The following is a 25,301-nucleotide window of genomic DNA, read 5'->3' as shown; positions in this document are numbered from 1 at the left end:
GACTCCGGCACGCCAGACCCCGGCAACCCAGCCCCCGGGGCCCCAGACGCGCGCTGCACTGAAGCCGGCAACCAGGCGGCCTGCCGTTCGGCAGGCCGCGGCGCCGCCGCCCAGGGCGATGGCTTCGCGGGTGCGCCGCTCGGGGCATCCGGCACCGCTTGCTGCACAGAGAGCCCAAGGAGGGAGATGCCGCCGCTCGTGTCGGTGTCCTCGTGCAGGCCTGCGATGCCCGCATCGACGGCCCTGCGGCGCTCCGCCTTCCGGAGGTCCGACGCAGCCTTCGCCTTCTTCGCGCGGTGTCGCTGCACGAAGATCGCGACGAGCAGGCCGAGGCCGAGCACAAGCACGACGAGCAGCGCGAACGCGACGATGGTGAAGATCTGGCTGGTACCGCCCATGGTCTGGCGCGCGTCCTCAGCGCATCGGGCGGATCTTGAGCTCGTCGACCGCCCCACCAGCTGGGGTGTCGACGGCAAGGCGCACGGCTTGGGCGACGGCCTGCGGGGTCAGGTAGCGCTCCCGCTCGTAGCTGCCATGCTCGAGCTGGCGCAGCTCCCGCTGCATGTCGGTGTCGACGCGCCCCGGGTGGATGCTCGACACGCGGACGCCGTGTTCGCGCTCCTCCTCGCGGAGCGCGTCCGTCAGCGCACGAAGCGCGAACTTCGTGCCGCTGTAGACGCTCGTGCCCGCACCGCTTGCGTAGCCGGAGCCCGAGTTGATCATGACGATCGTCCCCTCGCTCGATCGGATGAGCGGCAGCAGGAGGCGGGTGAGGTCGGCGACCGCGAACACGTTGAGCTCGAAGGCGCGGCGGAAGCGTTCGCGCGAGCTCTCGGCGATCGCGTCGTGCCCGCCGAGCACGGCCGCGGAGTGCACGAGCACATCGAGACGGCGGATGCTGCGGGTCGCCTCGGCGAGCTGACGCTCGTCGTAGAGGTCGGCCACGAACGGGGTGGCCCCGGGGATGCGTGCTGCGGCTTCGGCGACCGCGCGCGGCTCCCTGCCGCCGACCAGGACCTGGTGGGTGCGACCGAGCTCCTGCGCGATGGCCTCGCCGATGCCGCGCGTTGCGCCAGTGACGAGTGCAACAGGTCGCTGGGAGTCGCCTCCGGACCCAGCGGGTGAGCCGGTCTGGCCTACTTCAGTCATGGATGTTCCCCCGGGGGTGTGCGGCGTGTGACCGCGGGCAGCCGCGGCTCCCACATTCTGCCACCGTCATGCCAGGCGCTCCCTCTGAGTTCGCTCGCACGGAGAGGATGTGAGCTTCGCGCTCGGTGCCCCGCCCTGTGGCAGTCTTGAGCGGCAGACCCGCTCGAGAAAGCTCCAAGTGCCTCCCACCTCCTCGCCCACCGCGCGCCGCTTCGTTCACCGTTCCGGCCGCCCTGCGCTCGCGGCCGCGGCGCTCATCGGCGTCGCGGTCCTGCTCGCGGGATGCACGCCCCTCGCCCCTCAGGCGACGTCGCCCGCAGACGGCAGCACCGCTTCCGAGTCCAGCCAGCTTGTCGACCTCGCCGGCGAGGTCGAGGCCGCCGCCGAGGGTGACGATCCGACCTCCTTCGCCGCGGATGCCCTCGACGTGCTCGGCAAGCTCGAGGTCGCTCCGCGCGACGAATGGCAGGAGTTCGATCGCGAGGGCTCGTTCGGCGAGGGCTGGCAGGACCCGGACGGCAACGGCTGCGACGCTCGCAACGACGCACTGGCCGCATCCATGACCGAGGTCAACCGCAACCGAGACGGCTGCCGAGTCGACACGGGCGTCTTCGTGGACCCGTACTCGGGGGACGAGATCGACTTCCAGCGGGGACCCGACACGAGCCCGCTCGTGCAGATCGACCACGTCGTGGCGCTCGCGAATGCGTGGCGCACGGGCGCGAAGGACCTGTCGTTCGAGGAGCGGGTGGAGCTGTCGAACGACCCCATGAACCTGCAGGCCACGGCGGGTTGGGTGAACGACGACAAGAAGAGCCAGGATGCGGCGAACTGGCTGCCGCCGCGGGAGTCGTACCACTGCACCTACGTGGCACGGCAGATCGTCGTGAAGGCCACCTACAGCCTCTGGGTGACGCAGGCCGAACACGATGCGATGCGCGACGTGCTCGAGGACTGCGCGTAAGGAGCGACCCCAGAGCACGCCGCGCCGGTCCAGTGCGGCCCGCCGGTGCACTGACGTCTCAGCTCAGATGACGAGCAGCGTCGACACGAGGATGAGCAGCACCACGGCGAGGCCGACCCAGCTGAGCCAGGCCCGTTTCTTGGGCTGGAAGCGGAGTGCCGGGGAGCGCAGCACGCCGACCGCGACCGCCGCGAGCGCGGGCGCCAGGGCGAGCCCGAACGCCCAGCCGCCGACGCTCGCCCATGGTCCAGCGAACCAGAGGCTGACGAGGCCCGCGGCGGCGAGCAGCAGCCAGTTCACGATGGGCAGCGCCGCCTTCGAACGGAACGCGAAGAGCAGGGCGAGGCCCGAGGCGACTACGGCGAATCCGAACGTCACCCACAGCAGGAGCGAGCCCTGCGCGCCGAGGTCGGGCACCTCGGCTCCGCTGAGCAGCGACACGGCGATGGGGTCGACGACCTGCTGCGTGTTCCCCAGCACGACGACCGCCTTCTGCGCTTCGCGGTCGATCATGACGACGGAGGCGAACCCGCCGGTTCCGCCGCTGTGCCAGGTGAGCGTCGGGTTCGAGTCGGCCGTGGGGTTCGTGACCTGCGTGCTCTGCCAGACCCAGCCGATGTCGCTGCCTTCGGCGAATTGCGCCGTCGGCTCGAGCGCCGATGCGCCAGGTGCGGAGCCGTCGAGGTTGGCGGCAGCCCACGCGGCGAGGTCGTCGATGTCGGTTGTCGTCGAGGATCCGGTCGGCGCGTACCCCTCGCCCCACCAGTGATCGGTCGAAGCGCCGTTGGTGAGGAAGCCCGGGGTGGTCTCGGCCGGCACCTCGGCCTCGGTCGTGGCGATCGTCGTCGACTGCATGCCGACGGGCCCGAGAACGCGCTCCTCGAGCAGCGACGGGTAGCTCTCGGCGCCCGACGCGTTGACGAGGGCCGTGCCGAGGAGCGCCACTCCGAGGTTCGAGTAGACGGGGCCCTGCGCGGGGTCGACGGGAGCGGAAGCCGCGTCGGCGATCATGGCGTCGCGCGTCTGCGGGCCGTAGGGGTTGCCTCCGGAGAGGGAAGCCGCGAGCGACTCGATGGCGAAGGCGGGGCCGAGGCGCGGGAGGCCTGAGCTGTGCTGGGCGAGGCTCGCGAGCGTCACCTCACCGGCCGGAGTTCCCTCGAGCTCGGGGATGTGCGTCGAGAGCGGGTCTTCGGCACCCACCTCCCCGCGTTCGATCGCATCGGCGAACAGCGCGGCGGTGAAGGTCTTCGTGACCGAACCCAGCTCGTAGAGCGTCTCGTTGGTGGGCGCCGACCCGTTGCGGCCATCACCCGTCTTGCCCACCCCGGCCCACGTCGTGCTCTCCGGTGTGACCTCGGCGACGACGACGGAGCGGAAGCCGCCGTGCCCGCCCACGGCATCCACGACCCTGGCCGCGAGCGCCTCATCGCCGGTGACCTGCGTGCCGAGCGACTGACGCTGCGGGCCGACCACCATGCCGAGCACCACCGCGACGACCGCTGCCACGAGTGCTGCGATGACGAGGATGCGCTTCGCCGGACCTCGCGGTGCTTCTGCGATCTGCGGCGACCCGGCAGGGTGCTCCTGCTGACGTTCGTGTGACATTCGCTTCCCCAGTTCTCGGCCGTGTTCCTGTCCCGTCCTCCAACGCTATGGGCAGCCACCGACACCGGCCTCGGCCGTGGGCGGGAGATGCATCCGCCCCACGTGGGAGATGCGGCGAGCAGCCGAACCCGTCGCATGGCGTCGCCCGAGCGCGCTGCAGCTCGCGGCGTGGCAAGATCGGGGGATGAAGATCCTGTCGATCCAGTCGTCGGTCGCCTACGGGCACGTGGGCAACTCGGCCGCCGTGTTCCCGCTGCAGCGCCTCGGACATGAGGTGTGGCCGGTCTCGACGGTCGTGTTCTCGAACCACACGGGCTACGGCGCGTGGCGCGGTCCGCTCCTTCCTGCGTCCGATGTGCGCGACGTCATCCTCGGCATCGAGGAGCGCGGCGCGCTCGCCCAGGTCGACGCGGTGCTGTCTGGCTATCTGGGTGGCGAGGAGATCGTCGATGTCGTCGTCGACGCGGTCAAGCGCACCAAGGAGCTCAACCCGGCGGCGAGCTACACGTGCGACCCCGTCATGGGCAACGCGAAGTCGGGCTGCTTCGTCGCTCCTGCGATCCCGGAGCTGATCCGCGAGCGGGTCGTGCCGGTCGCCGACATCCTCACTCCCAACCAGTTCGAGCTGGGTTTCCTCACCCGCACGACGCCCGCGACGATCGAGGAGACCCTCGATTCTGTGCAGCGCGCCCGCGACCTCGGCCCGCGCACGGTGCTCGTCACGAGCGTCGAGCGGCCCGACCGACCTGAGGGCACGATCGAGATGATGGCCGTCGACGATTCGGGGGCGTGGATCGTGCAGACCCCGTACCTGCCGTTCAAGGCGAACGGCTCCGGCGATGTCACGTCGGCCCTCTTCACTGCGCACTACCGCACGTCGGGCTCGGCAGCCGAGGCGCTCTCCGCGACCGTCTCGAGCGTCTTCGATCTGCTGCAGACCACGCTCGACTCCGGCGAGCGCGAGCTGCAGATCGTCGCGGCTCAGGATGCGTTCGCGAACCCGCGCATGCAGTTCGAGGTGCGCGAGATTCGCTAGACAGCTGACGCGCGTCCGGGTACCCGCGCGCGCCCGGGCTGTCCTTCGCGTCCGAAGTTGTGGCGAAGTGCATCCGGTCGAAGCCCGAACAGCACTCCGCCACAACTCTCGAGCCCCGAACCGCCGGGCCGGCCGGCGCCCGCCGTCCTAGACGCGCGTCCCGCCCTGCATGACCCAGTCGAGGCGCGACTCGGCGAGCACGCTCACGTCATCGAGCGGGTTGGCGGATGCGGCGATCAGGTCGGCGTGTGCGCCCGGCGCGATCACGCCGAGCTCACCTTCGCGCTGGAGCAGGCGGGCGGCCGTGGTCGTCGCGCTGCGGATGATGTCGATGACGGGCATGAACTCGGCGCGCACCTCGAACTCGCGGGCCTGGTGGCGCTGCATGCCGCCGAGCAGGTCGCTGCCGTAGCAGAGGTTGACGCCGCCCTTGTGGGCCTTCTCGAGCGCGACCTTGCCGCCTTCGAGCACGTCGGAGACCTTCACCCAGTTGTCCTGCGGCAGGCCGTGCTCGCGGCCTTCCTCCATGAGCGCCCAGTAGGTGACGAGGTTCATGGTGAGGTAGGCGTCGTGCTCGAGGAAGAGCTCGATCGACTCGTCGTCGAGGAGGTTGCCGTGCTCGATGCCGCGCACGCCGGCCCGGAGGGCGCGGTTGATGGCGCGCGCCGTGTAGGCGTGTGCGGTCACGTAGCGGTTGGCGGCGGTCGCCTCCTCGACGACGGCCTCGATCTCCTCGACGGAGAACTGCGTGGAGTCGACGCGGTCGGTGGGCGAGGCGACTCCGCCGCCCGCCATGATCTTGATGTGGTGCGCGCCGCGGCGGATCTCGTCCCGGGCCGCGTGCCGGACGGCTGAGATGCCATCCACGACCCTGCCGATGTGGGAGCACGTGTACTCGCTGTCATGGCTGTCGCGGCCCCGCGAGCGCGGGTCGCCGTGCCCGCCGGTCTGCGAGAGCGCCTTGCCGCCGAAGAAGAGCCGTGGACCTCGCACGAGGCCGTCGACCTGCGCGTCGTGCAGGCCGAAGTCGGCGCCGGCGACGTCGCGCACGGTCGTGAAGCCGCGGTCGAGCATCTCGCCCATGAGCTTCGCCGCCTGGAGCGCGACGTAGTTCGACGATTCCTCACCCATCGAGGGCAGGTCTGCCGTGTGGGCGGTGACGTGCACGTGGCAGTCGATGAGGCCGGGCAGGAGGTATCGACCGGCTGCGTCGAGCTCCTCGACGCCGTCCTGCGCTTCGATCTGGCCACCCACCCGTTCGAAGCGCCCGTCGCGGATCGAGAGGTCGCCCGTGCGGTACTCCCCCGCGTCGACGTCGAGCCACGTGGCGTTGCGGATGATCAGGTTCGAGGTCATGCGGATGCTCCCTGCTGCTCGGCGCTCTCCACGCCGGTGTCGATGATCTGCACGGCGCGTTCCTGCGCCGTCGATGTGTAGGTGCCCTCCGGGGCGCACATGTTGACGGTGGCGAGCGGCGTGCCGTCCGGGCCCGGGATGGGCACGTTGAGGATGGAGCCGCAGCCGAGGGCCTTGATCGTGCTCGCGTCGTCGAAGATGCGGTCGAGGTCTGCCGGCGTGGCGCCGAGGAACGGCTCCCCCGAGTCGCGGCAGGCGGCGACCCAGTCTGGAGACACCTGCGTCGCGACCTGCTTCGTGCCGCCGACCGGGTACTCGTCGGCGTGCGACGAGTAGATGCGCTCCATGACGGCCCCACCCTCGGTGAAGCGAAGGACCGTGAACAGCACCACCCCCACCTCCTGCTCGATCGTGTGGTGGATGCTCGCCCAATCCACCGCATCCAGTGTCACCTCGCTGTTCCGTCCGAGTTCTCCGTTGCGCACTCGTTCTCCATTCGGGGTCATGCGTTGCTCTCCTTCTTCTCGATTGCCTGCTTGTCCGTGCCCTTGCCGCTTCCCGTGATGTCCTCGAGCGAGCGCCCGGCGGTGCGGACGGCGAAGAGGAGCGTGCAGGCGACGCCGATGACGAGCACGGTCGTGGTCATGCCGAACACTCCGACGAAGCCCCACTGGGCGGCGAAGGTGCCGATGATGATGGGGGCCGTGATCGAGCCGATCCGGCCGAACGACGAGCTCATCCCGACGCCGGTCGCGCGCAGCCAGGTCGGGAAGACCTCCGGCGTGTAGGCGTAGACGCCGGCGTAGGTGCCGTTGAGGAAGAACGAGAGGACGATGCCGGCGACCGTGACCATGATCGGGTCGTTGGCCTGGCTCATCCACAGTGCCGCACCGGCGGAGCCGATGAGGTAGAGCGCGATCGTGAACTTCCTGTCGAGCTTCTCGTTGAGGTACGCGGCGCTGAAGTAGCCGGGGATCTGTGCGAGGTAGATGTAGAGCGAGTACGTGAAGCTCGTCGTGACGTCGATGCCGCGGTCGACGAGGAGCGTCGGGATCCAGGTGAAGAAGCCGTAGTACGAGAACGTGATGACGAACCAGATGAGCCAGGTCGTCGCCGTGATGCGCCACATCGTGCGGCCCCACAGGAACTTGACGGCCTTGATGAAGCCGAACTTGACGGGTGCTTCCTCTTCTGGCGCGTTCGGGTCGACGGCCGGGAGGTCCTTGCCGGTGGATGCGCGCACTCGGTCCTCGAAGCTCGCGACCACGGCTTCCGCTTCCGCGTGCCTGCCGACGCTGGCGAGGTAGCGCGGCGATTCGGGGAGCGAGCGTCGCCACCAGAGCAGCATGACGATGGGCAGGAAGGTGAGGACCTGCGCCCAGCGCCAGCCGTCCTCCGAGGCGGGGACGACGAAGCGCCCGATGAGTGCGGCGGCGACGAACCCGAAGGAGAAGAACCCGGCGAGCGTGCCCACGAACCACCCGCGCCGGTGCTTGGGCACGAACTCGGAGAGGAAGGGCGCGATGATGGCGCTCTCGGCTCCGGCTCCCATTCCGGCGAGGATGCGCATGAAGAGGAAGATCTCGAAGTTCCAGGAGAGGGCCGCGACGAGGGATGCGACCGCGTACAGCACCAGCGACCACATCATGACCTTCTTGCGGCCGATCTTGTCGCCGAGGTAGCCGGCGAGGAGGGCCCCGAAGAGGAATCCGAAGGGGGCGGCGGAGCCGACGAGGCCGAGCTGTGCGGCCTCGAGGCTGAAGACGTCGCGGACGCTCGGCATGAGGAAGGCGACGATCGCGCCGTCCATGCCGTCGAAGGTGTAGCCGAGCCCGCCGATGAGGAGGAGCGCGTAGTGGGGTCTGCTGATCGGCAGGCGATCGAGCCGTGCTGTGAGTGACAACGGGTTCTCCTGAGGGATCGGAACGTCGGTGTTCGAGAAAGCATGATCCAGCCGCATCTATCATGCAACAGAGATTGCAGAAATGTAACCCGCGCGAAATCTCTTGCAGGATTGTCCGGGGAACGGGGCCACGGCACCCAACCCCCAGCGGATCCGTGCTGAAATGAACACATGCCAGCCGTCGAACCGCCCACCGACGACGAGACGCGACTCTCCCCCGACGCGTGGCTGCGGGGCGTCCTCGCCGGCAGCAACCTCGGCCCCACCAGCCAGAAGCTGGCGAACTACCTCGTCACGAACATCAACGCGGCCAGCTACGCGCAGGCCGCCGAGATCTCAGCGTCGGCGAGGGTGAGCGCATCCACGACGACGCGCCTCGCCCAGCAGCTCGGCTTCAAGGGCTGGCCGGACCTGCAGCAGGCCCTGCGCACCCGCTACCTCGCACAGCTCTCGATGGTCGACATCGCCGAGATCCACGGCCTCACGGACACTCCGTTCCAGAACGCGCTGCGCAACGACGCCGCACTCCTCGCGGCCACGATGCGCGACATCGACGACGTCGCGATCGCCCGCGTCGCGTCGGCCGTGCAGTCGGCGAAGCGCGTGCACGTCACGGCGATGGGCAGCTTCGCCGCCGTCGGCCAGGCGCTCGTCCACAACCTGCAGATCGCCGGCTATCACGTGCACGCGCTCCTCGACCGCGACAGCGCGCTCTCGAACAGCGTCGCCCAGATGGGGTCCGGAGACCTGCTCATCGTGTGCAGCTACTGGCGGCACTACCGCACCATCGTGGCGGCCGCGAACGCCGCCCACCGGCAGGGCGCGACGGTCGTGGCACTCACCGACTACCTGCCCCCGCAGCTCGAGGGCGCAGTGGACGACCTCATCAAGATCCCCGCAGAGGGAACGTCGTTCTTCCCGTCGCTCACCGTCCCCATGGCGGTGCAGCAGGGCCTCGTCGCAACACTCGCGCAGCTCGACCCAGAGGCCACCAAGGTGCGCATCGACGCCGCCGAGCGGTTGTGGAACGAGCTCGACATCCTCATCGACCCACGCGCCGCCGAGTAGGCGCGACGTCTTCGAAGGTCGCACTCACCAGAACGCCAACGTCGAACCGCTCATACTCGGCATCCTGCGTGCTTGGATGACGCCCATGACCGCACCCGCCGCGCCTGCCCCCGGCGCCCACGCGAACGAGCCGCACGACGCGTCCATCCACGGTCGCCTGAACTGGCTACGCGCCGGAGTCCTTGGCGCGAATGACGGCATCGTGTCGGTCGCGGCGCTCGTCGTCGGCGTGGCCGGGGCCACCACCGCGACGCCCGCGATCCTCACGGCGGGGGCCGCGGGACTCGTGGGCGGCGCGATCTCGATGGCGCTCGGCGAGTACGTGTCCGTCAGCAGCCAGAGCGACAGCCAGCGTGCGCTCATCGCGAAGGAGCGTCGCGAGCTCGAGGAGGAGCCGGAGGAGGAGCTCGCCGAGCTCGCGGGCCTCTACGAGCAGAAAGGGCTGAGCCCGGAGACCGCGCAGCAGGTGGCCATCGAGCTCACGGCACGAGACGCGCTCGCCGCCCATCTCGAGACCGAGCTCGGACTGAGTGAGGAAGCCGTCGCGAGCCCGCTCGCCGCGGCCGGCGCATCCGCACTCGCCTTCACGACCGGCGCACTGCTGCCACTGCTGTCGATTCTGCTGCTGCCCGAGAGCACCCGAGTGCCAGGGACCTTCGCCGTCGTACTGCTCGCCCTGGCGGCGACCGGCTACTTCAGCGCTCGCATCGGGCAGAGCCCACCCTTGCGACCGACCATCCGCGTCGTCGCCGGAGGCGCGCTCGCGCTCGGCGCGACGTTCCTGATCGGCTCGCTGCTCGGCACCTCCGGCGTGGTCTGAGCCTCAGAACATGGGGTGGTCGTGGATGCTCGTGGCCGGCACCTGCTGGAGCACGTCCCAGTGCTCGACGATGCGGCCGCCCTCGAAGCGGTAGATGTCCGCGACCGCCGCGTCCGGGGCGCCGGGGCGGGAGGCACGCACGTGCACCATCGCCAGGTCGCCGTCGACGATGAGGCGCTCGACGCTGAAGGTCGCATCCGGCGACCCGTCGAACTTCGGCGTGAGCGCCTCCACCGCCGCAGCAGGCCCGTCCGCGATGTTCGGGTTGTGCTGCCGATAGTCGGAGGAGACCAGATAGTCGAAGGCGTCAGCCACGCGCTTGCGCGTATAGAACAGCTCGACGAAGTGCTCGAACGCTGCGCGGTTGTCAGTCATCGGTGAGGTCACGACCTTCGGTTCGCGGGACGCGCCGGTGCCGACGCTGGCGACTCCAGCTTGGCGGCCGCAGACCCGAAGCGCACATCACGGGTGCGGATGCGGGGCATCAGCGCCGCGAGCGCCACCCTCGCTCACCCCTTCGGATGAAACGGGACACCCCATGCGCCCACGTCGCCCTCCCCGACCGGAATCGCCCCTAGCTTGGTGAGCATGCTCCGAATCCTCGATCGCCTCTCCACCGCCCGACTGCGCTGGCTTCTCGAGCCCGCGGTGGGTGCGCTGTTCGTCACACTCTGGTGTTTCGCGGAGGTTGGGCGGTGGAACAGTCACCTGCCGTTCTACGCGGCACCGGTCATCTACGGCCTCGCCCTCGGCATCTCGCGACGCTTCCCACGGGCAGCCCTGGGCATGGGGCTGCTGGTCCCGGTCCTGCAGCTGTCGGGGATGCTGCCCATGGCCTCGGCAAACGATTGGCCCGTGCACCTCGCCATGCCCCTCGTCGTGTTCCTCGTCACCGTTCGCTCCCGAGGCCCACTCACTTGGGGATCGCTTGCAGCAGGCGTGGCCCATGCAGCCGGTCTCGCGTTCATGTTGGTCTACCTCGGGCAGTGGCTGCTCTGGACCGGGAGCTACGGAGCCGGTGTCGAACGCTACTCCGCCAGCGGCGAGCTGTTCTTCCAGGACGGCGCCCAGGACATGGCGCGGAACCTGGGCTTGGGAGAGATCGACCTGACCATGCAGGAGAGCATGGTGCAGCTGATGACCGGGCCAGACGGACAGATCGCCGGCGTGACGGTCGCGCCACCCATGCCCGAGCTCCTGCTCTCGTCGGCTGTCCAGCTGGCGCTGGTGTTCGTAGCATTGACCGTCCTTGCCTGGGCACTCGGCACCTCGACCCAGTTCGCGATCAAGTGGGCGCGCGAACGCGCCATGCGCACCGCGTTGGCGGAGGAGCTGTCTGCGTCCTCCACGGAGGTCATCGTGCTGCACGAACGGTCCCGCATCGCTCGCGAAGTGCATGACGTGCTCGCGCATTCGCTGACCGTGACGATCTCGATGGCGGACGGCTCGAGGCTGCTCCGCGAGTCGCGTGGCGAGCCCGCCGACGACCTGCAGAAGATCGCCGACAACGCTCGGAGCACGCTCCTCGAACTGCAGGGCCTCCTCGAGGACATCGGCGGGGCGGGCTCCGCCCCTCAGCCGAAGCTCGATGAGCTGGGTGCCTTGATCGATCAGGCCTCCGACGCCGGGCTCGAGGTCGAGCTGCGACACCTCGGCGAACGCAAGCGGCTCTCCCAGGTGCAGGAGCTGAGCGTCTTCCGGATCGTGCAGGAGAGCCTCACGAACGCGATGAAGCACGCGGGCTCCGAAGCGTCGGCAACGGTCTCCCTCGACTGGCGCGGCGCCGGGCTCTCCCTCAACATCGTCAGCACCGGGGCCAGCAGTTCGGGTTCCGCAGAGGATCCGCCGCAGCGCAGCGGCCTCGGGCTGACGGGAATGCGCGAGCGTGCGCGCCTCGCGGGCGGCTGGCTGACCGCGGGGGCCGAGCCGAGCGACGGCGAGGCGGAAGAACGCCAGGTCTTCGTGGTGACGGCCTTCATCCCGACGCAGGACATCGTGCCGCGGGTCGCTGCGACCGAAGATGCCCACCTCGCCTCCAGCCGCAAGGAGGACGCGCAGTGAGCGACGACACCGCCACCCAGCCCGTCGACATCCGCGCCGCCCGGTCAGGCCCAGCCCCGCGCATCTGCATCGCCCTCGTCGACGACCAGGAGCTGTTCGTCTACGGCATGCGGATGCTCGTGGAGTCGCAGCCCGACCTCGAGCTGATCGGCACGGCGAGCGATGGCGAGGAAGCCGTGGAGCTCGTCGTCGGGGAACGCCCTGACGTGGTGCTCATGGACATCCGCATGCCGGGATTGAACGGGATCGCGGCGACTCGACGCATCCTGGAGGCAGCCCCGTACGCCGACGAGACGGGCCCGCGCCCGCGCGTCGTCATGCTGACCACGTTCAGGCAGGACGAGGCGGTGCTGCAGGCCATGCACAACGGCGCGAGCGCGTACGTCACGAAGGATGCGACGCCGGAGATGCTGCTGGACACGATCCGCGCCGTGCATGCGGGCGACGCCCCGGCGATGCCGGTGGGACGCATCGCTCGCGGGGCGTCTCCGGTCCTGGAACCGGCCGAGATCGCGCCTCGCCCTGACGTCGCGATCGCCGCGCTGTCACCGCGAGAGCGGGAGATCTTCCTCCTCGCCGCGAAGGGGCTCCGCAACAGCGAGATCGCCGCCGCCGCGTTCGTGAGCGAGGCGACCGTGAAGACGCACGTCCGCAACGTGCTCGCGAAGCTCGAGCTGTCGAGCCGCGCCCAGATCGTCGTGTTCGCCTACGAGCACCGCCTCGTCACCGGGTAGCCCGCGCGCGGCTCGCGCCGCCGGGTCGCCCGGCGCGGCTCCGCGTCACCGCCCCACCCATCCGCCTCCTCCTCCCCCGTCTCTGCAGCCGTCCGGCAAGATTGTGGCGCAGTGCTGTCCGCGAGCTCTCGAACAGCACTCCGCCACAACTCCCCGAGCATCCGTCCGCGTGCGACGGAGCGCGGGCACCCACTACTTCTCGTCGCAACGCTTGCGCCTCGCTGCGACAACCGCGCCGAATCCCACGCTCACCGCGCCGAGTCCAGCGGTGACCGCGCCAACCCCCGGCCCACCCAGCCGCCGGTCCGCCATCTGCCACGCCCCATCCGCGGCTGCCCCCATCCGCCGCTGCCTCGCAGCTGCCGCACCCGCCACTCCCCACCAGAGTTGTGGCAAAGCGCGGCGCGCGCGCTCACGAACAGCACCGCGCCACAACTCTGCTCGGACTCCGGCGGTGGGATGCGGCGGCGCAGCGGTGGGATGCGGGACTCGCGGCGGCGGGCCCTACCTGTTGTCGAGCTTCCTGCGAGGGCTCGCGAGCGTCACGGCGATGCCGATCGCGATCGCGAGGGCGCTGATCGCAGCCACGAGCGCAGGCGACGAGTCGAAGCCGGTCTGCGCGAGCTCCCCGGTGGCCACTGGAGTCGAGGTCGCACTCGTCGCCACGGGAGTGTGGGTCTCGACTCCGGGAACCGGCACCGCCGTCGGCGTGACCGGGACGGCAGTCGACGTCTGGGTCGGCGTCGGAGTCGGCGTCGGCGTCGGCGTCGGCTCGGGCAGCGCTGCGAGGAACGCAGCCGCGTCGACGAGCCCGGCCCCGGCCGAGTTCGCGACGCTGACGAACTCATGGATGCTGCCGATAGGTTCGGCAGTTGCCGTGATCGCGGCCCGCAGCTCCTGCTCCGTGATGCCCGGGCGGAGCTGCATCCCGAGCGCCGCAACTGCTGCCGCCGACGGTGCAGCAGCCGAGGTGCCGGTGAACGAGTAGACGCCCTCAGCGCCCTGGACAGCGCTTCCGAAGAAGTTCGTCCAGCCTCCGTCGAGCGAGGTGAGCGTCGGCGCACCCGAGATGGGCTCGGGCAGTGCGTCTGTGCTCGGGAACGCTTCGAAGTACAGCGTCATGGGCCCGGTGCCGCTGAAGTTCTCGAGCTCCGTCGGTGTGGCAGCGTTGGCGGCCGCGACGCTGAACGCTCGGGGCGTGCCGGCGTGTCCGTAGATCGAGGGCCCGACGATGTCGCCGCCGGTGCCCGCGGAGTACTCGGCGGCCCGGAGGTAGCTGCTCGGGAAGATCGTCTTCACCCGCGGGTTGAGAGCCGGTACACCATCGCTGGTGTCTCGAACGATCGTGTAGTTGTAGTCGCCGCCGGTGGGCTGGAAGCCCGCGAGCTGCACGGGCGAGCCTGCCGCGGGGAGGGGGCTGCCCGCGACGAGCTCGCCGGCGGCGTCGGTGACGGCGACCACGAGGCGGCTGGTGGCGGCCCCAGCGGGTTCAGCCCACTGCAACATGAACAGGGCGTTGACGTCGTAGGCGGCGAGGTCCGGGTAGGTCAGCGTGTTCGTGGGGTCCTCGCCCGCGCCCGGGTCGAAGTCCATGCAGTCGGCGCTGGTGATGTCGAACTGGTCGAGGTTCTCGGCGACAGCAGCCGGGCAGGCCGTCGGCCGGTAGGCGGGTGCCTCCCATGAGGAGATGACGCGACCTTCGCTCTCGCCGAGGCTGCCGACGATCGTGTCGTTGCCAGCGGCGGTGAAGAAGGGGATGCCGAGCGCAACCGCATCGTTGACGGAGTTGGCGGCGACTCCGTCCTGGAACATCGTCTCGTCGTAGTATCCGAGGTCGTCGACGATGATGTCGGCCCCGGCCTCTGAGAGACGTTCGACGGCGTTTGCGAAGCCAGCCTGCCCTCCGCTGCCGGACGCGAACAGCAGCGTCGAGCCGGGTGCGATGGAGTGGACCAGCTGGGCCATGCCGCGCCCCTCGTCGGTGCTCGGGGCCGCGCTCTCGACCACGACCTCAACGGGTTGCGTGTAGCCGCACGGGTTGCCGGCTCCCGGGAGCAGGCCCGCGGCCACATCCTCGTCCGGTGTCGACGGCAGCGTCACGGTCGCATGGTCGTACGAGTCGGAGATGATCCCGATGCGCACCCCCTCACCATCCACGCCATACAGGTCTCGCGCGAGGGGAACATTGAGGGGCTCGGTGAGGTTGGCCGGCACCGCGCGGCAGGTGTCAGCGGATGCGCTGGGGTCCGCATCCGGTTCGGTGGTGGGTTCCACAGCGGGTCCCGTCGTCGGCTCCGCCGTCGGTTCCGTCGTCGGCTCCGCCACCGTCAGAGCGTTGGCCGCATCCCACGCGGAACCGCTGGACACCGGCGAGAGAGTCTCCTGCACCGACTGCACGTTCGCAAGCCCTGCGACGGCTTCGAGATTGCCCGCCGGAACCGTCGCTCCAATCACGAGGTACTTCGCGGCGACCGCGTCGATGGTGCCGAGCGCAGCGAGTGCGTCGATATCGGCGGCCAGCGGGGGTGTCGAGTAGTAGACGGTGACCGCGACGCTGCCGCCGCTCAGCTGCAGGCTCGCCGGGCCAGACTCCGGCAGCGCGAGCTGCGTCGGCGTGGCCGCTGCGAGCTGCTGTTCCGCTGCCGCAGGGTCAGCGGACACGTCGACGGCCGCCAGGGCGGTCAGCCTTCCCGACAGCTTGTCGGTGTCATCGGTCGCCGGGGCAGCCGACGCTGCTCCGACCCCGAATCCGCCGAAGACGAGTCCGGCAGCGACGACAGCAGCTGTGAGGCGCGGGAGAGTACGAGCAGAATTCACCAAGTCACCTCAGGGAGTAGGCACTGAAACAGGAGCGGGGGCTGGAACAGGAACTGATGGTGCTGATGGAACTGGAGCCAAGAATGGCAGATGCGGCGGCACTTCCGCTACTGGAAGGCGCGGGCGAAAGCGCGCGCGCCTCGCCGAAATCCGCGGGCTCGTCGCGGGCCGGGAAATGCTGGCCTCGGCGGTCGCTGTCGACGCCGCCCAAGAGCCGCGCTCCTCCTCTTCCCGACTTGACACCGAGGTCCACACGAGCAAAAGTACAACTGGTACAGACCAGTGAGCAGGACCGAACAGACGGAGCGAGCAGAATGATCGTCAGCGCCGCGAACGTCATCACGCCGCACAGCCACCTCTCGCCCGGGTGGGTGCAGATCGAGGGAACCGTCGTGCAGCGTGTGGGCTCGGGGCGGCCCCCCGCGGACTCCGGCGACATCGTCGAACTCGGGGAAGCGACGATCACCCCCGGCTTCGTTGATGGCCACGTGCACGGTGGAGGCGGCGCGGGGTTCGACGACGCCGGCGCGGCCGACGGACTCGGTGCCCTCGCGGCGAAGACCGCGGTGCGCACGCATCTCGAACAGGGCACCACCTCGCTCGTCGCGAGCCTCGTCACCGACGAGATCGACACGATGTGCGACTCGGTCGCCGCGCTCGCGACCCTCGTGGAGGAGGGAACCATCGCGGGCATCCACCTTGAAGGACCATGGCTGAGCCCCGAGCATCCGGGCGCCCACGCGCAGCAGCACCTCATCGAGCCGAACAGTCGCGATCTCGCTGCGCTGCTGGCGGCAGGGCGCGGGCACGTGCGCATGGTCACGCTCGCACCCGAGCTGCCCGGCGGCCTCGAGGCCATCAAGGCGCTGACCGACGCCGGGGTCGTCGCCGCCATCGGACACACCGACTCCTCCTACGACACCGCCCGCGAAGCGCTCGACAACGGTGCAACGGTCGGCACGCACCTCTTCAATGCCATGCGCGGGCTCCACCACCGCGAACCCGGCCCCGCCACAGCGCTGCTCGAGCACCCGGATGCGGTGATCGAGCTCATCGCGGACGGCACGCACGTGCATCCTGCCACCCTCCGCCTCGCCGCAGTCGCGAAACCGCACCAGTTCATGCTCGTCACCGACGCGATGTCGGCGGCATGCATGCACGATGGCGACTACACGCTGGGCTCGCTCGACGTCGAGGTGCGCGGCGGAGTCGCCCGCCTCACGCAGGGCGGCGCGATCGCCGGATCGACGCTCACGATGGCGCGAGCGGTGCAGTACGCGGTGGCCGTGGCCGGACTGCCGCTCGTCGACGTCGTGCGGGCCGCGTCGACCACGCCGGCGACTGCCCTCGGCCTCGAGAAGGTCGGGGCGTTGCTGCCGGGATACTCGGCGGATCTCGTCGTACTGGACCAGTCGCTCGGCGTGCAGCGAGTCATGCGTCGCGGCGAGTGGGTTCGCTGAGCGACACCCGCTCTCACGCCGCGGCAGCCGTCGGCACCGCAGCCAACGTCGGCAACGTCGGCAACGTCGGCACTGTCGGCACCGTCGGCAACGTCGGCAACGTCGGCAACGTCGGCAACGTCGGCAACGTCGGCAACGTCGGCACCGTCGGCACCGTCGGCACCGTCGGCACCGTCGGCAACGCGTCCACCGCCCCGACGCCACTTTCGTTCTGCATCGACGGCGAGCCACGCCACCACTGGGCTCGTGATGGGTTTCGGTGACCGTGATGGGTTTTTACCCATCACCGGTGGGTAAAACCCATCACGCGCATCCAAGAAACCCATCAACGTCACGAAAACCCATCAGCGTCACTCGACCACGCCCGACCTGCCGCGCCAGAGCAGGCAGCGGATGCGCCCAGTGCGCTTCCACGCCCAGGAACCGTCAACTCGCAACGCCGCAACTCTTCCGCAAGCGCTTCTCCGCCGGGGGAGCCGCCGAGTCGCGACGGTCACCCGGTCGCAGCAGTCGAAAAGCCGAGATTGCTCCACCGACCACCTTGGCTCTGTACCGACGGTGAAGCCCGCCACCCCTGGGCTCGTGATGGGTTTCGGTGACCGTGATGGGTTTTTACCCATCACCGGTCGGCAAAACCCCTCACGAGCATCCAAGAAACCCATCAGCGTCGCGAGAACCCATCACGCGTCGCGAAAACCCATCAGCGTCACTCGAGCACGCCCGACCACGCCCGCCAGTGCCGGCAGCGGATGCGCCGCAGCAGTCGCCAGGGCGAGCCCGCCCTGCCACCTTCGCCCTGCGTCGACGGCGAACCCTGCCGCAGCGATCGCGAGGGCGCGGCGGCTGCCCTTGCGGGTTACGCCTCGGGCTGGACGCCGGCTCGGTGCTCGACCGTGTACCGGTAGTAGTCGGCCATGGTGAGCTCGGCGGCCGCGGCCTCGTCGATGACGATCGTCGCCCGGCGGTGCAGCTGCAGCACGGAGCCCGGCCACATCGAGGAGACGGGGCCCTCGACCATCGCGGCGACCGCGCGCGCCTTCGACGCACCCTGCGCGACGAGCACGACGCTGCGCGCGTCGAGGATGGTGCCGAGCCCCTGCGTGAGGCAGTGGACCGGCACCTCCTCCGGCTTGTCGAAGAAGCGCGCGTTGTCGGTGCGCGTCTTGGGAGCGAGCGTCTTCACGCGCGTCCGGGAGGAGAGCGAGGACGTGGGCTCGTTGAATCCGATGTGTCCGTTCGCCCCGATGCCGAGGAGCTGCACGTCGACGCCTCCAGCGGCGGCGATCTTGGCCTCGTAGTCCTCGCAGGCGGCGTCGAGGTCGGCCGCGAGGCCATCCGGCACGTGCACCCGCGCGGGGTCGAGGCCGAGCGGCTCGACCACCTCGCGGCCGACCACGGCGTGGTACGACTCGGCGTGCGACCTGGCGATGCCGACGTACTCGTCGAGGGCGAAGGCGCTCACCCGGCTGAAGTCGAGGCCTTCAGCGCGTCGGGCGGCGAGCGAGCGGTAGGTCTCCAGGGGACTGGAACCGGTGGCGACGCCGAGCACGGCTTCCGGATTGCCCGCGACGACGTCCGCGATGCGTCCAGCTGCGAAGGCGCCAACCTCTGCTGGCCCGGCCATGATGACAACTTCCATGCGCTGCTCCTAGAGATCGAAGGCGATCGGGGCGCCTCAGTCCAGTCTCCTGGAGTTGCGGCCGGATCGGCGAGGCGTGTTGCGGATGACATTACCGGGAAACCGACGCGTGGTCTAGTCCACAGAGGGCAGCGGGGTGGGCTGCCGATCCGGCAGCCCACCCCGCTTATCAGAGCGAGAGCTCAGTCCTGACGCAGCCTCAGCTCGACGTCGCCACCCCCGAGCACGATGACCGGAGTCACGGCAGGATGCCCAGCCGCGCGGATCGCGTCGAGGTCGAACCGCAGGAGCGGGGCGCCCTCCACAACCTCATCGCCGACAGCGACAAGCGTCTCGAATCCCTCACCCTTCATCTCCACGGTGTCCACACCGACGTGGACCAGCAGCTCGGTGCCATCACCGAGCTTCAACGCGACCGCGTGACTCGTCGGGAAGATGTGCGCGACGGTGCCGTCCGCCGGCGCCCACACGGTGTCGCCGGTGGGCTCGATCGCGACCCCAGAGCCCATGATCCCCTGGGAGAACGTCGCATCCGGAACCTCGGAGAGCGGGACGACGCGTCCGGCAACCGGCTGACGCACGGTGAGCACGGTCTTCGTGGCGACGCCACCCTGCGGCGGCGCTGCCACCGCGGCATCTGCCACCGCGGCTTCTGCCACCGCGACGGGCGCGGAAGGCGCCTCGACCCGGCCTGCGATGAGGTCCTCCATCGCATCCTTCACGAACTGCACCTCGAGGCCGTAGATGACCTGCACCGACTTTCCGCCCGGCTTCATGATGCCGGCGGCACCAGCACGACGGATGGCCGCATCATCCACCTTCGACACGTCGGCGATCTCCATGCGGAGCCGCGTCGCGCAGTTGTCGAGCTCGAGCACGTTGTCCTTGCCACCGAGACCCTTGAGGATCGCGGATGCCTGGTTGAGGAACTTCGACGACCCTGTCGATGTCTCATCCACTTCAACCTCCTCGTCTTCGCGCCCCGGCGTCTTCAGGTCGAAGCGCTTGATGATGAAGTAGAACGAGACGAAGTAGATGACGAACCAGATGGCGCCGGCAAGGAAGATCGCCCACGGGTTCTGCGCCAGCGGGTTGACCCAGCCGAGCATGAGGTCGATGAACCCGCCGGAGAAGCCGAAGCCCATGCGCACCGGCAGCAGCGCCATGATGAACATCGAGATGCCGGTGAAGATCGCGTGGACCACGTAGAGCGCCGGTGCGAGGAACATGAACGCGAACTCGAGCGGCTCGGTGACGCCGACGAAGAACGACGCGAAGGCACCGGACAGCAGGATGCCCGCGGTGACCTTGCGGCGGTTGGTCTTGGCCGTGAGGTACATGGCGAGCGCAGCACCGGGCAGACCGAACATCATGATCGGGAAGTAGCCGGTCATGTACTGGCCGGTGACGCCCGGCGTGCCCGTGCCGTTCAGGAAGTTGCCGAGGTCGTTGATGCCGGCGACGTCGAACCAGAACACCGCGTTGAGCGCGTGATGGAGGCCGAGCGGGATGAGCAGGCGGTTGAAGAAGCCGTAGAGGCCGGCGCCGACCGGGCCGAGCCCGACCATCCACTCGCCGAACGAGACGAGGCCGCCGAACAGCACCGGCCACACGAAGTAGAGCACGAGTGCGACGACGAGGGATGCACCGGTCGTGACGATCGCGACGGAGCGCTTGCCCGAGAAGAACGACAGGGCCGCGGGCAGCTGGACGTCCTTGAACTTGTCGTAGCAGTACGCGCCGATGAGGCCGCAGATGATGCCGACGAAGGCGTTCTCGATGCGCCCGAAGCCGATGTTGACATCCTCAACCGGGATGCCCTGCAGCGTCGCGACCGTCTCAGGACTGAGGAGCCGCGTGACGACGAGCCACGACACGAGCCCCGCGAGCGCGGCGGTACCGTCTGGCTTCGATGCCATTCCGATTGCCACGCCGAGCGCGAAGAGCAGGGGCAGATTGTCGAGCAGCGCGCCACCTGCAGCGGTGAAGAAGGCCTGAACGAAGTTCTCGCCTGCCGTGTTGAGGATCCAGTACCCGATACCGGACAGGATCGCCGCTACCGGCAGGACAGCCACCGGCAGCATGAGCGACTTGCCGAGTTTCTGGAGATATTTCATGGCGTGACTCCATGGTCAAAGGAAAAGTTAGGGGGACTCTACTTGGAAAATCCGCCCTGGTATAGACCAGAGTTCGCCGGTGGTTCGGTTTGCGTCAGGAGAAGGGCAGAGTGAGGCGCTCCTGGAGCGGGAACGTGAGCTCGAAACGATCCGCAGGGAACGTCGCACGCGAGTACGACATCGGCAGGCCGCGGGCGATCGCGGCGCGAGTGAGACGCAGGACCGGATAGCTCGCGGCGATGCCGAGCACCTCGATCTCCTCGGGGCTCGGCAGCGTGGCCGTGACGACCTCGACCCCCTCCGTCGGCAGCAGATCGAGCGTCTCGAGCATCTCGTAGAGACTTCCCTTGGCCGTCTCCTCGTCGAGCTGCGGCACCAGGGCCGCGGGCAGCCACTCGTCCTCGAGCGCGAGCGGACGGTCATCGCCGAGGCGCAGCCTGCGCAGGTGGATGGTCTCAGCTCCCGGTGGGAGCTGCAGGTGCTCTTCCACCTCGTCCGGGCGCTCCGTGCTGCGCACGAACGAGAGCACCCGCGTCTCAGCGCGCATCCCGTGCTCGCGGACGGCGCTCGCGAACGACCGCAGCCGAACCTGCAGGGAGACGGGCGGGGCGAGCTTCTCGGTGCCGATGCCGCGCTTCGTGCGGACGAGCCCCTCGCGCTCGAGGACATCGATCGCCGCCCGGACGGTCATGCGCGCCACCCCCAGCTGTGCTGAGAGCGTGCGTTCCGACGGCAGCAACTCGCCCGGCGAGAGCGATGCGGCGAGGGCGCGAACACCCTCGAGAGCTGTTGAACCACTGACGCGTGCCATCCCGCCAGTATCCCATCGCGTCCGGACCCGGCTACGACGACCGCATCGCGTCGGCTCGGCACACCTCGGCACACCTCGGCACACCTCGTGATCTCACCCGCCCCGAAGAGGTCACTTTCCGCCCATCCCCAGCCCTCTGAAGGGCGGAAAGTGGCCTTTTCGCGGGGTCGGGGGTCGCGGATGGCGCGGCGGGGCGGCGGATGGGAGCCAGCGCCGGATCGACCGACCCTAGACACCACCGCCGACGAGGCCGGCGCGGTGCGCGAGGATCACGGCCTGGATGCGATCGCGGAGTTCGAGCTTCGCGAGGATGCGCCCGACGTGCGACTTCACGGTCGACTCGCTGAGGAACAGCTCGACCGCGATCTCGGGGTTGCTCAGGCCCTGGCCGATCGCGATGAGCACCTCGAGCTCTCGCGGCGAGAGCACACTCAGCTCGGGTACCCCGCCGGGAGGAAGCGCGCGAGCGACGTCGGGGTCTGCGAGCTCCCCGACGTCCCGCGCCAGCGCCGGGGGCAGCACGAAGTCGCCCGCGTGGACGTCGCGGATGGCCTGCATGAGCTCGGCCGGGCGCACATCCTTCAGCAGGAAGGCGCTCGCGCCGGCGTGCAGCGCCTGCGTGATCGAGGAGTCGCTGTCGAACGTGGTCAGGACGATCACGCGGACCGGGCTGTCGCGGACGATCATCCGGGTCGCGGCGATGCCGTCGAGGTCGGGCATCCGCACATCCATCAGCACGACATCCGGTCGCGTGCGCGCGGCGAGCGCCACACCCGCGCGACCACCGGATGCCTCGCCGACGACGGCGAAGTCGCCGTCCGCTTCGAGGACGAGGCGGAAGCCGGTGCGGACCAGGTCCTGGTCATCGACGAGAGCGACGCGGATCTTCACGACGGGAGCCCCTCCTCCGCAGAGGCGCCGACGGACGGGATGATGGCCCGAACGCGCCAGCCGGGATGATGCGCGCGGGGGCCCGCCTCGAGGCTGCCTGCCACGATTTCCAGCCGCTGCCGCATCCCGATGAGGCCGGAGCCCGAGCCGCGGCTCGCTGCGCCGAGCGGCGCTCCGCTCGGCGGCCCGTCGTCGACGACCTCGAGACACGAGCCGGACGGAGAGTGGGTGAGCGTCACATCCACCCGAGCGTCGCGACCGGCATGGCGGAGCGTGTTCGTGAGCGCTTCCTGCGTGACCCGGTAGGCCACGAGCTGGCGCGTGGCGTCGAGGTCAGGAGTGCCCTCCTCCGTGAAGCGCACGTCGAGCCCGGCATCTCGGGAGCGATCGATGAACTCCGGCAGCGCGTCAAGCGACGGCTGCGGTGCACGGTCGGCCGGAGTCTCGGCGTCGTTGAGCAGCGAGAACACGGTGCGCGCCTCGCGCATCGAGCGTCGCCCCGTGTCGGAGATGGCGGCGAGCAGCCCTCGAGCCTCGTCAGGGTCGCGGTCCAGGACCGCCGAGGCGCCGTCGGCGCTGCTCACGATCACCTGGAGGCCGTGCGAGAAGATGTCGTGCACCTCGCGGGCGATGCGGGCTCGCTCGGCGTGCGTCGCGAGCTGAGCGGAGCGGTCCCGTTCGATCGTGAGCTCCTCGGCGAGCTGGATGAGGGAGGCGATGAACCTGCGCCGCATCCCGACCGCGAGACCGATGAGGAGGGCCGCGACCCCGACGCCGAGGATGAGGAGGAGGTCGACCTGCCAACGTCCGACGAGCGGCGGATCGTCGACGACGAGCCGGAGGGTGGACGCGCTGATCGCGGCGACGAGGCTGAGGCCGACCCACGACGAGATCCCCACGCGGGGCGTGCCGCCCGCCGCGATCGAGTAGGTCACGACGGCGAGCACGAAGAGGTCGGCGGGGAGCTGCAGCGGCACCGCCAGCGCGAAGGTGAGGGCCGCGGCGGTGATCGCGACGGCGGGCGCGGCACGGCGCAGGGAGATGGCGATGCACCCGATCGCGAGCATGACGAGCTCGGGAGCGAGATCACCCACGGGGATGCCGACGTAGAGGGCCTGCCACCCGAGGATGGACCCGTTGAAGAGCACGTACACGGCCAGGAGCGCGGCGTCCCCGAGCGTGAATCGCGACGCCCTGGTCGGCTGCCCCTCGCTGGGCTCGGTCACGAAAGCACGCTCACGGGCAACACAGTAGCGCGGGCTCGTTCAGCGGGAATCAGAGCCTGTCGCACGAGGATGCCAGCCAGCCAGACGACCCCGACGGTCATGGCGACGAACTCGAGGGTCGCGCCGAGATCCGTCCGGAACCGCAGGAGCGAAAGGGATGCGCCCGCGGCCGCGACGAGGCCGGTCGCGCCGGCAGCTCCCCAGGCGACGAGCCGCGTCAGGCGCGGGAGCGAGCTCGTCGCGAGCTGCACCATGACGACGGCAGCCCCGGTGAAGCCCGTCGCGGCGAAGACGATGTGAACGAGGTCCTGCAGCGTCGAGCCCGGCGTGAACGGGATGGGACAGCCGTACGTGCAGGTGATCTGGGATGCCCCCACGAACGCCAGCGCCGTGGCGACGAGGGTGCCGGATGCGCTCCAGCTCAACCAGCGCAGCCGTGATCGGATGCCGTGGAGCGACGGGGCCCCGAGGAGCGCACCGACGCCGATTCCGAGCAGAGCGGTGTTGAAGACGTCGGCCGTTGGCATGCCCGTGGCACCCAATCCGCTGACGTACACCTGCTCCGTCACCTGCGATCTTGTGAACCAGATCGTCGCCACGCTGACGATGAGGATCGCGGCCGCCACCCACATCGCGGTCGGTGTCGTGGGGGTCCGATCTGATTCGGCGATTCTGTGCGCAAGCATCCCCTCACGTTAGGAATCCGCGCGCGGTGATTGAGCGAACGTTCGATTTCTCATACCTGGGTACGAGGCGCGGGCCCGCCGACGGATGGCGGAAAGCGGAAGGCGATCTCCCGCGACGCCGCCTTTCCCGCTCGAAAAGGCCACTTTCCGCCCACGTTCGGCCCCGCGAAGGGCCGAAACCGCCCCATTCGGCGGCGTGGATGGGCTGCGGGTGGGGAGGCGAGACCGGTTCCGGTTGGGAGGCGGATGGGGATCCGGTCGCGGAAAGCCGATCCGGAGGCGACCGTCGACCAGGCCGTCTGTGTCGACCCCGCGATCTCGCCACCCCAAAAAGGCCACTTTTCGCCCGTCCTCAGCCCTCCGAAGGGTCGAAAGTGACCTTTTCGCAGAGGCCGAGGTGCGTCCGGAGGCGAATGGGGCTACGTGTACGGAGGCGGATGGGGCTACGTGTACGGGGGCGGGTGCGGACGCGGAGGCGGGCACGCAGGCAGGCGCGCACGCGGACGCGGACGCGGAGGCGGACGCGGACGCGGACGCGGACGCGGACGCGGACGCGGAGGCGGACGCGGACGCAGGCGGACGCGCCTCGGCGGTCAGGGGGCCGAGGCTGACCTCGCGGCCCCACCACCCCGAAAGGTCACTTTCCACCCATCCTCGGCCCTCCAGAGGGTCGAAAGTGACCTTTTCGCGGAGGCCGAGGGCGTCCGGAGGCGGATGGGGATCCGAGGGCCGAGGGCGTCCGGAGGCGGATGGGGATCCGGGTGCGGGTGCGCAGGCGGGTGCGCAGGCGGGTGCGGACGCGGAGGCGGCTCGGCGGGCCAGGGCTCGCCTCACGGTCTAACCACCCCGAAAGGTCACTTTTCGCCCGTCCTCAGCCCTCCGAAGGGTCGAAAGTGACCTTTTCGCGGGGCGCGGCGCGGCGCGGCGCGGCGCGGCGCGGCGCGGCGCGGCGCGGCGC

At 69.6% G+C, this 25,301-nt stretch carries 21 protein-coding genes and 1 pseudogene; 8 read left to right on the top strand and 14 right to left on the bottom strand.

Translation table 11 applies throughout. From position 1 onward, the window contains the following. Together C5E10_RS17525 and C5E10_RS17520 are read right to left on the bottom strand one after the other, a co-directional pair. A pseudogene (locus C5E10_RS17525) lies at nt 1-398 on the bottom strand (hypothetical protein); the annotation flags it as partial. A gap of 16 nt (nt 399-414) precedes the next feature. Then, nucleotides 415-1,149, bottom strand: coding sequence for an SDR family oxidoreductase (locus tag C5E10_RS17520; RefSeq protein ID WP_104332730.1), 735 nt, complete (start codon nt 1,147-1,149; stop codon nt 415-417). Between the two features lie 178 nt (nt 1,150-1,327). Here C5E10_RS17520 and C5E10_RS17515 point away from each other — a divergent pair, with 178 nt between their 5' ends. Continuing rightward, complete coding sequence (locus tag C5E10_RS17515; RefSeq protein WP_219820406.1) at nt 1,328-2,113, top strand: HNH endonuclease family protein; 786 nt, start codon at nt 1,328-1,330, stop codon at nt 2,111-2,113. 63 nt (nt 2,114-2,176) lie between these two features. Here the strand turns inward: C5E10_RS17515 and C5E10_RS17510 are convergent, their stop codons facing one another. Further along, on the bottom strand, nt 2,177-3,718 hold the full coding sequence (locus C5E10_RS17510) for a serine hydrolase (RefSeq protein ID WP_104332729.1): 1,542 nt from the start codon (nt 3,716-3,718) through the stop codon (nt 2,177-2,179). A 184-nt stretch (nt 3,719-3,902) separates the two neighbouring features. Here C5E10_RS17510 and pdxY point away from each other — a divergent pair, with 184 nt between their 5' ends. Further along, nucleotides 3,903-4,754: a pyridoxal kinase PdxY gene (pdxY, locus tag C5E10_RS17505; protein WP_104244693.1), complete on the top strand. Its 852-nt coding sequence runs from the start codon at nt 3,903-3,905 to the stop codon at nt 4,752-4,754. A 147-nt stretch (nt 4,755-4,901) separates the two neighbouring features. On the opposite strand, the gene C5E10_RS17500 is transcribed toward pdxY, so the two are convergent. From C5E10_RS17500 to C5E10_RS17490, 3 genes are read right to left on the bottom strand one after another with little or no spacing between them, the layout of a single operon-like run. Beyond that, nucleotides 4,902-6,110, bottom strand: coding sequence for an amidohydrolase family protein (locus tag C5E10_RS17500; RefSeq protein WP_104332728.1), 1,209 nt, complete (start codon nt 6,108-6,110; stop codon nt 4,902-4,904). After that, nucleotides 6,107-6,616: a hypothetical protein gene (locus C5E10_RS17495; protein WP_104332727.1), complete on the bottom strand. Its 510-nt coding sequence runs from the start codon at nt 6,614-6,616 to the stop codon at nt 6,107-6,109. Before C5E10_RS17495 ends, C5E10_RS17500 begins: the two co-directional genes overlap by 4 nt. Continuing rightward, entirely contained in the window at nt 6,613-8,013 is a 1,401-nt protein-coding gene (locus C5E10_RS17490) for an MFS transporter (protein WP_104332733.1), read from the bottom strand. Before C5E10_RS17490 ends, C5E10_RS17495 begins: the two co-directional genes overlap by 4 nt. 171 nt (nt 8,014-8,184) lie before the next feature. On the opposite strand from C5E10_RS17490, the gene C5E10_RS17485 reads away from it, so the two are divergent. Continuing rightward, nucleotides 8,185-9,081, top strand: coding sequence for a MurR/RpiR family transcriptional regulator (locus C5E10_RS17485; protein ID WP_104332726.1), 897 nt, complete (start codon nt 8,185-8,187; stop codon nt 9,079-9,081). Between the two features lie 85 nt (nt 9,082-9,166). Further along, a complete protein-coding gene (locus tag C5E10_RS17480) occupies nt 9,167-9,901 on the top strand; it encodes a VIT1/CCC1 transporter family protein (RefSeq protein ID WP_104332732.1) in 735 nt (244 codons plus the stop codon). Between the two features lie 3 nt (nt 9,902-9,904). On the opposite strand, the gene C5E10_RS17475 is transcribed toward C5E10_RS17480, so the two are convergent. After that, complete coding sequence (locus C5E10_RS17475) at nt 9,905-10,276, bottom strand: nuclear transport factor 2 family protein (RefSeq protein ID WP_104332725.1); 372 nt, start codon at nt 10,274-10,276, stop codon at nt 9,905-9,907. A gap of 213 nt (nt 10,277-10,489) precedes the next feature. On the opposite strand from C5E10_RS17475, the gene C5E10_RS17470 reads away from it, so the two are divergent. After that, entirely contained in the window at nt 10,490-11,962 is a 1,473-nt protein-coding gene (locus C5E10_RS17470; protein WP_146080331.1) for a sensor histidine kinase, read from the top strand. 29 nt (nt 11,963-11,991) lie between these two features. Then, nucleotides 11,992-12,696, top strand: a complete 705-nt coding sequence (locus C5E10_RS17465; protein ID WP_258071202.1) for a response regulator transcription factor — start codon at nt 11,992-11,994, stop codon at nt 12,694-12,696. A 504-nt stretch (nt 12,697-13,200) separates the two neighbouring features. Here C5E10_RS17465 and C5E10_RS17460 read toward each other — a convergent pair. Further along, nucleotides 13,201-15,513: a S8 family serine peptidase gene (locus C5E10_RS17460; protein WP_181062821.1), complete on the bottom strand. Its 2,313-nt coding sequence runs from the start codon at nt 15,511-15,513 to the stop codon at nt 13,201-13,203. A 314-nt stretch (nt 15,514-15,827) separates the two neighbouring features. Here C5E10_RS17460 and nagA point away from each other — a divergent pair, with 314 nt between their 5' ends. Together nagA and C5E10_RS19260 are read left to right on the top strand one after the other, a co-directional pair. Continuing rightward, a complete protein-coding gene (gene nagA, locus C5E10_RS17450) occupies nt 15,828-16,973 on the top strand; it encodes an N-acetylglucosamine-6-phosphate deacetylase (protein ID WP_104332722.1) in 1,146 nt (381 codons plus the stop codon). Beyond that, a complete protein-coding gene (locus C5E10_RS19260) occupies nt 16,961-17,236 on the top strand; it encodes a hypothetical protein (RefSeq protein ID WP_181062820.1) in 276 nt (91 codons plus the stop codon). The genes nagA and C5E10_RS19260 overlap by 13 nt, the downstream gene beginning before the upstream one ends. A 593-nt stretch (nt 17,237-17,829) precedes the next feature. Here the strand turns inward: C5E10_RS19260 and nagB are convergent. From nagB to C5E10_RS17415, 6 genes are all read right to left on the bottom strand, one after another. Continuing rightward, a complete protein-coding gene (gene nagB / locus C5E10_RS17440) occupies nt 17,830-18,612 on the bottom strand; it encodes a glucosamine-6-phosphate deaminase (protein ID WP_104332721.1) in 783 nt (260 codons plus the stop codon). A 182-nt stretch (nt 18,613-18,794) separates the two neighbouring features. Next, nucleotides 18,795-20,729, bottom strand: a complete 1,935-nt coding sequence (nagE, locus tag C5E10_RS17435; RefSeq protein ID WP_104332720.1) for an N-acetylglucosamine-specific PTS transporter subunit IIBC — start codon at nt 20,727-20,729, stop codon at nt 18,795-18,797. Nucleotides 20,730-20,823: 94 nt separating this feature from the next. Then, nucleotides 20,824-21,540 carry a GntR family transcriptional regulator gene (locus C5E10_RS17430; protein WP_104332719.1) on the bottom strand — a complete coding sequence of 239 codons (717 nt, stop codon included), beginning with the start codon at nt 21,538-21,540 and terminating at the stop codon, nt 20,824-20,826. 228 nt (nt 21,541-21,768) lie between these two features. Continuing rightward, nucleotides 21,769-22,431: a response regulator transcription factor gene (locus C5E10_RS17425; RefSeq protein ID WP_104332718.1), complete on the bottom strand. Its 663-nt coding sequence runs from the start codon at nt 22,429-22,431 to the stop codon at nt 21,769-21,771. Continuing rightward, entirely contained in the window at nt 22,428-23,657 is a 1,230-nt protein-coding gene (locus tag C5E10_RS17420; RefSeq protein WP_104332717.1) for a sensor histidine kinase, read from the bottom strand. Before C5E10_RS17420 ends, C5E10_RS17425 begins: the two co-directional genes overlap by 4 nt. Next, nucleotides 23,654-24,343 (bottom strand): DUF998 domain-containing protein, encoded by a 690-nt coding sequence (locus tag C5E10_RS17415; protein WP_146080329.1) that lies wholly within the window; start codon nt 24,341-24,343, stop codon nt 23,654-23,656. Before C5E10_RS17415 ends, C5E10_RS17420 begins: the two co-directional genes overlap by 4 nt. Nucleotides 24,344-25,301: the final 958 nt, after the last annotated feature.

The sequence above is a fragment of the Pseudoclavibacter sp. RFBG4 genome, assembly GCF_002931515.1.
GTDB lineage: Bacteria > Actinomycetota > Actinomycetes > Actinomycetales > Microbacteriaceae > Pseudoclavibacter.
This window is presented reverse-complemented; position numbering and strand designations above follow the sequence as displayed.

Excerpts from the sequence above, each read along its gene's own strand:
- C5E10_RS17520 (WP_104332730.1), bottom strand. The coding sequence starts at position 1,149 with ATGACTGAAGTAGGCCAGACCGGCTCACCCGCTGGGTCCGGAGGCGAC.
- C5E10_RS17510 (WP_104332729.1), bottom strand. The coding sequence starts at position 3,718 with ATGTCACACGAACGTCAGCAGGAGCACCCTGCCGGGTCGCCGCAGATC.
- pdxY (WP_104244693.1), top strand. The coding sequence starts at position 3,903 with ATGAAGATCCTGTCGATCCAGTCGTCGGTCGCCTACGGGCACGTGGGC.
- C5E10_RS17500 (WP_104332728.1), bottom strand. The coding sequence starts at position 6,110 with ATGACCTCGAACCTGATCATCCGCAACGCCACGTGGCTCGACGTCGAC.
- C5E10_RS17495 (WP_104332727.1), bottom strand. The coding sequence starts at position 6,616 with ATGACCCCGAATGGAGAACGAGTGCGCAACGGAGAACTCGGACGGAAC.
- C5E10_RS17485 (WP_104332726.1), top strand. The coding sequence starts at position 8,185 with ATGCCAGCCGTCGAACCGCCCACCGACGACGAGACGCGACTCTCCCCC.
- C5E10_RS17480 (WP_104332732.1), top strand. The coding sequence starts at position 9,167 with ATGACCGCACCCGCCGCGCCTGCCCCCGGCGCCCACGCGAACGAGCCG.
- C5E10_RS17475 (WP_104332725.1), bottom strand. The coding sequence starts at position 10,276 with ATGACTGACAACCGCGCAGCGTTCGAGCACTTCGTCGAGCTGTTCTAT.
- C5E10_RS17470 (WP_146080331.1), top strand. The coding sequence starts at position 10,490 with ATGCTCCGAATCCTCGATCGCCTCTCCACCGCCCGACTGCGCTGGCTT.
- nagA (WP_104332722.1), top strand. The coding sequence starts at position 15,828 with ATGATCGTCAGCGCCGCGAACGTCATCACGCCGCACAGCCACCTCTCG.
- nagB (WP_104332721.1), bottom strand. The coding sequence starts at position 18,612 with ATGGAAGTTGTCATCATGGCCGGGCCAGCAGAGGTTGGCGCCTTCGCA.
- nagE (WP_104332720.1), bottom strand. The coding sequence starts at position 20,729 with ATGAAATATCTCCAGAAACTCGGCAAGTCGCTCATGCTGCCGGTGGCT.
- C5E10_RS17430 (WP_104332719.1), bottom strand. The coding sequence starts at position 21,540 with ATGGCACGCGTCAGTGGTTCAACAGCTCTCGAGGGTGTTCGCGCCCTC.
- C5E10_RS17415 (WP_146080329.1), bottom strand. The coding sequence starts at position 24,343 with ATGCTTGCGCACAGAATCGCCGAATCAGATCGGACCCCCACGACACCG.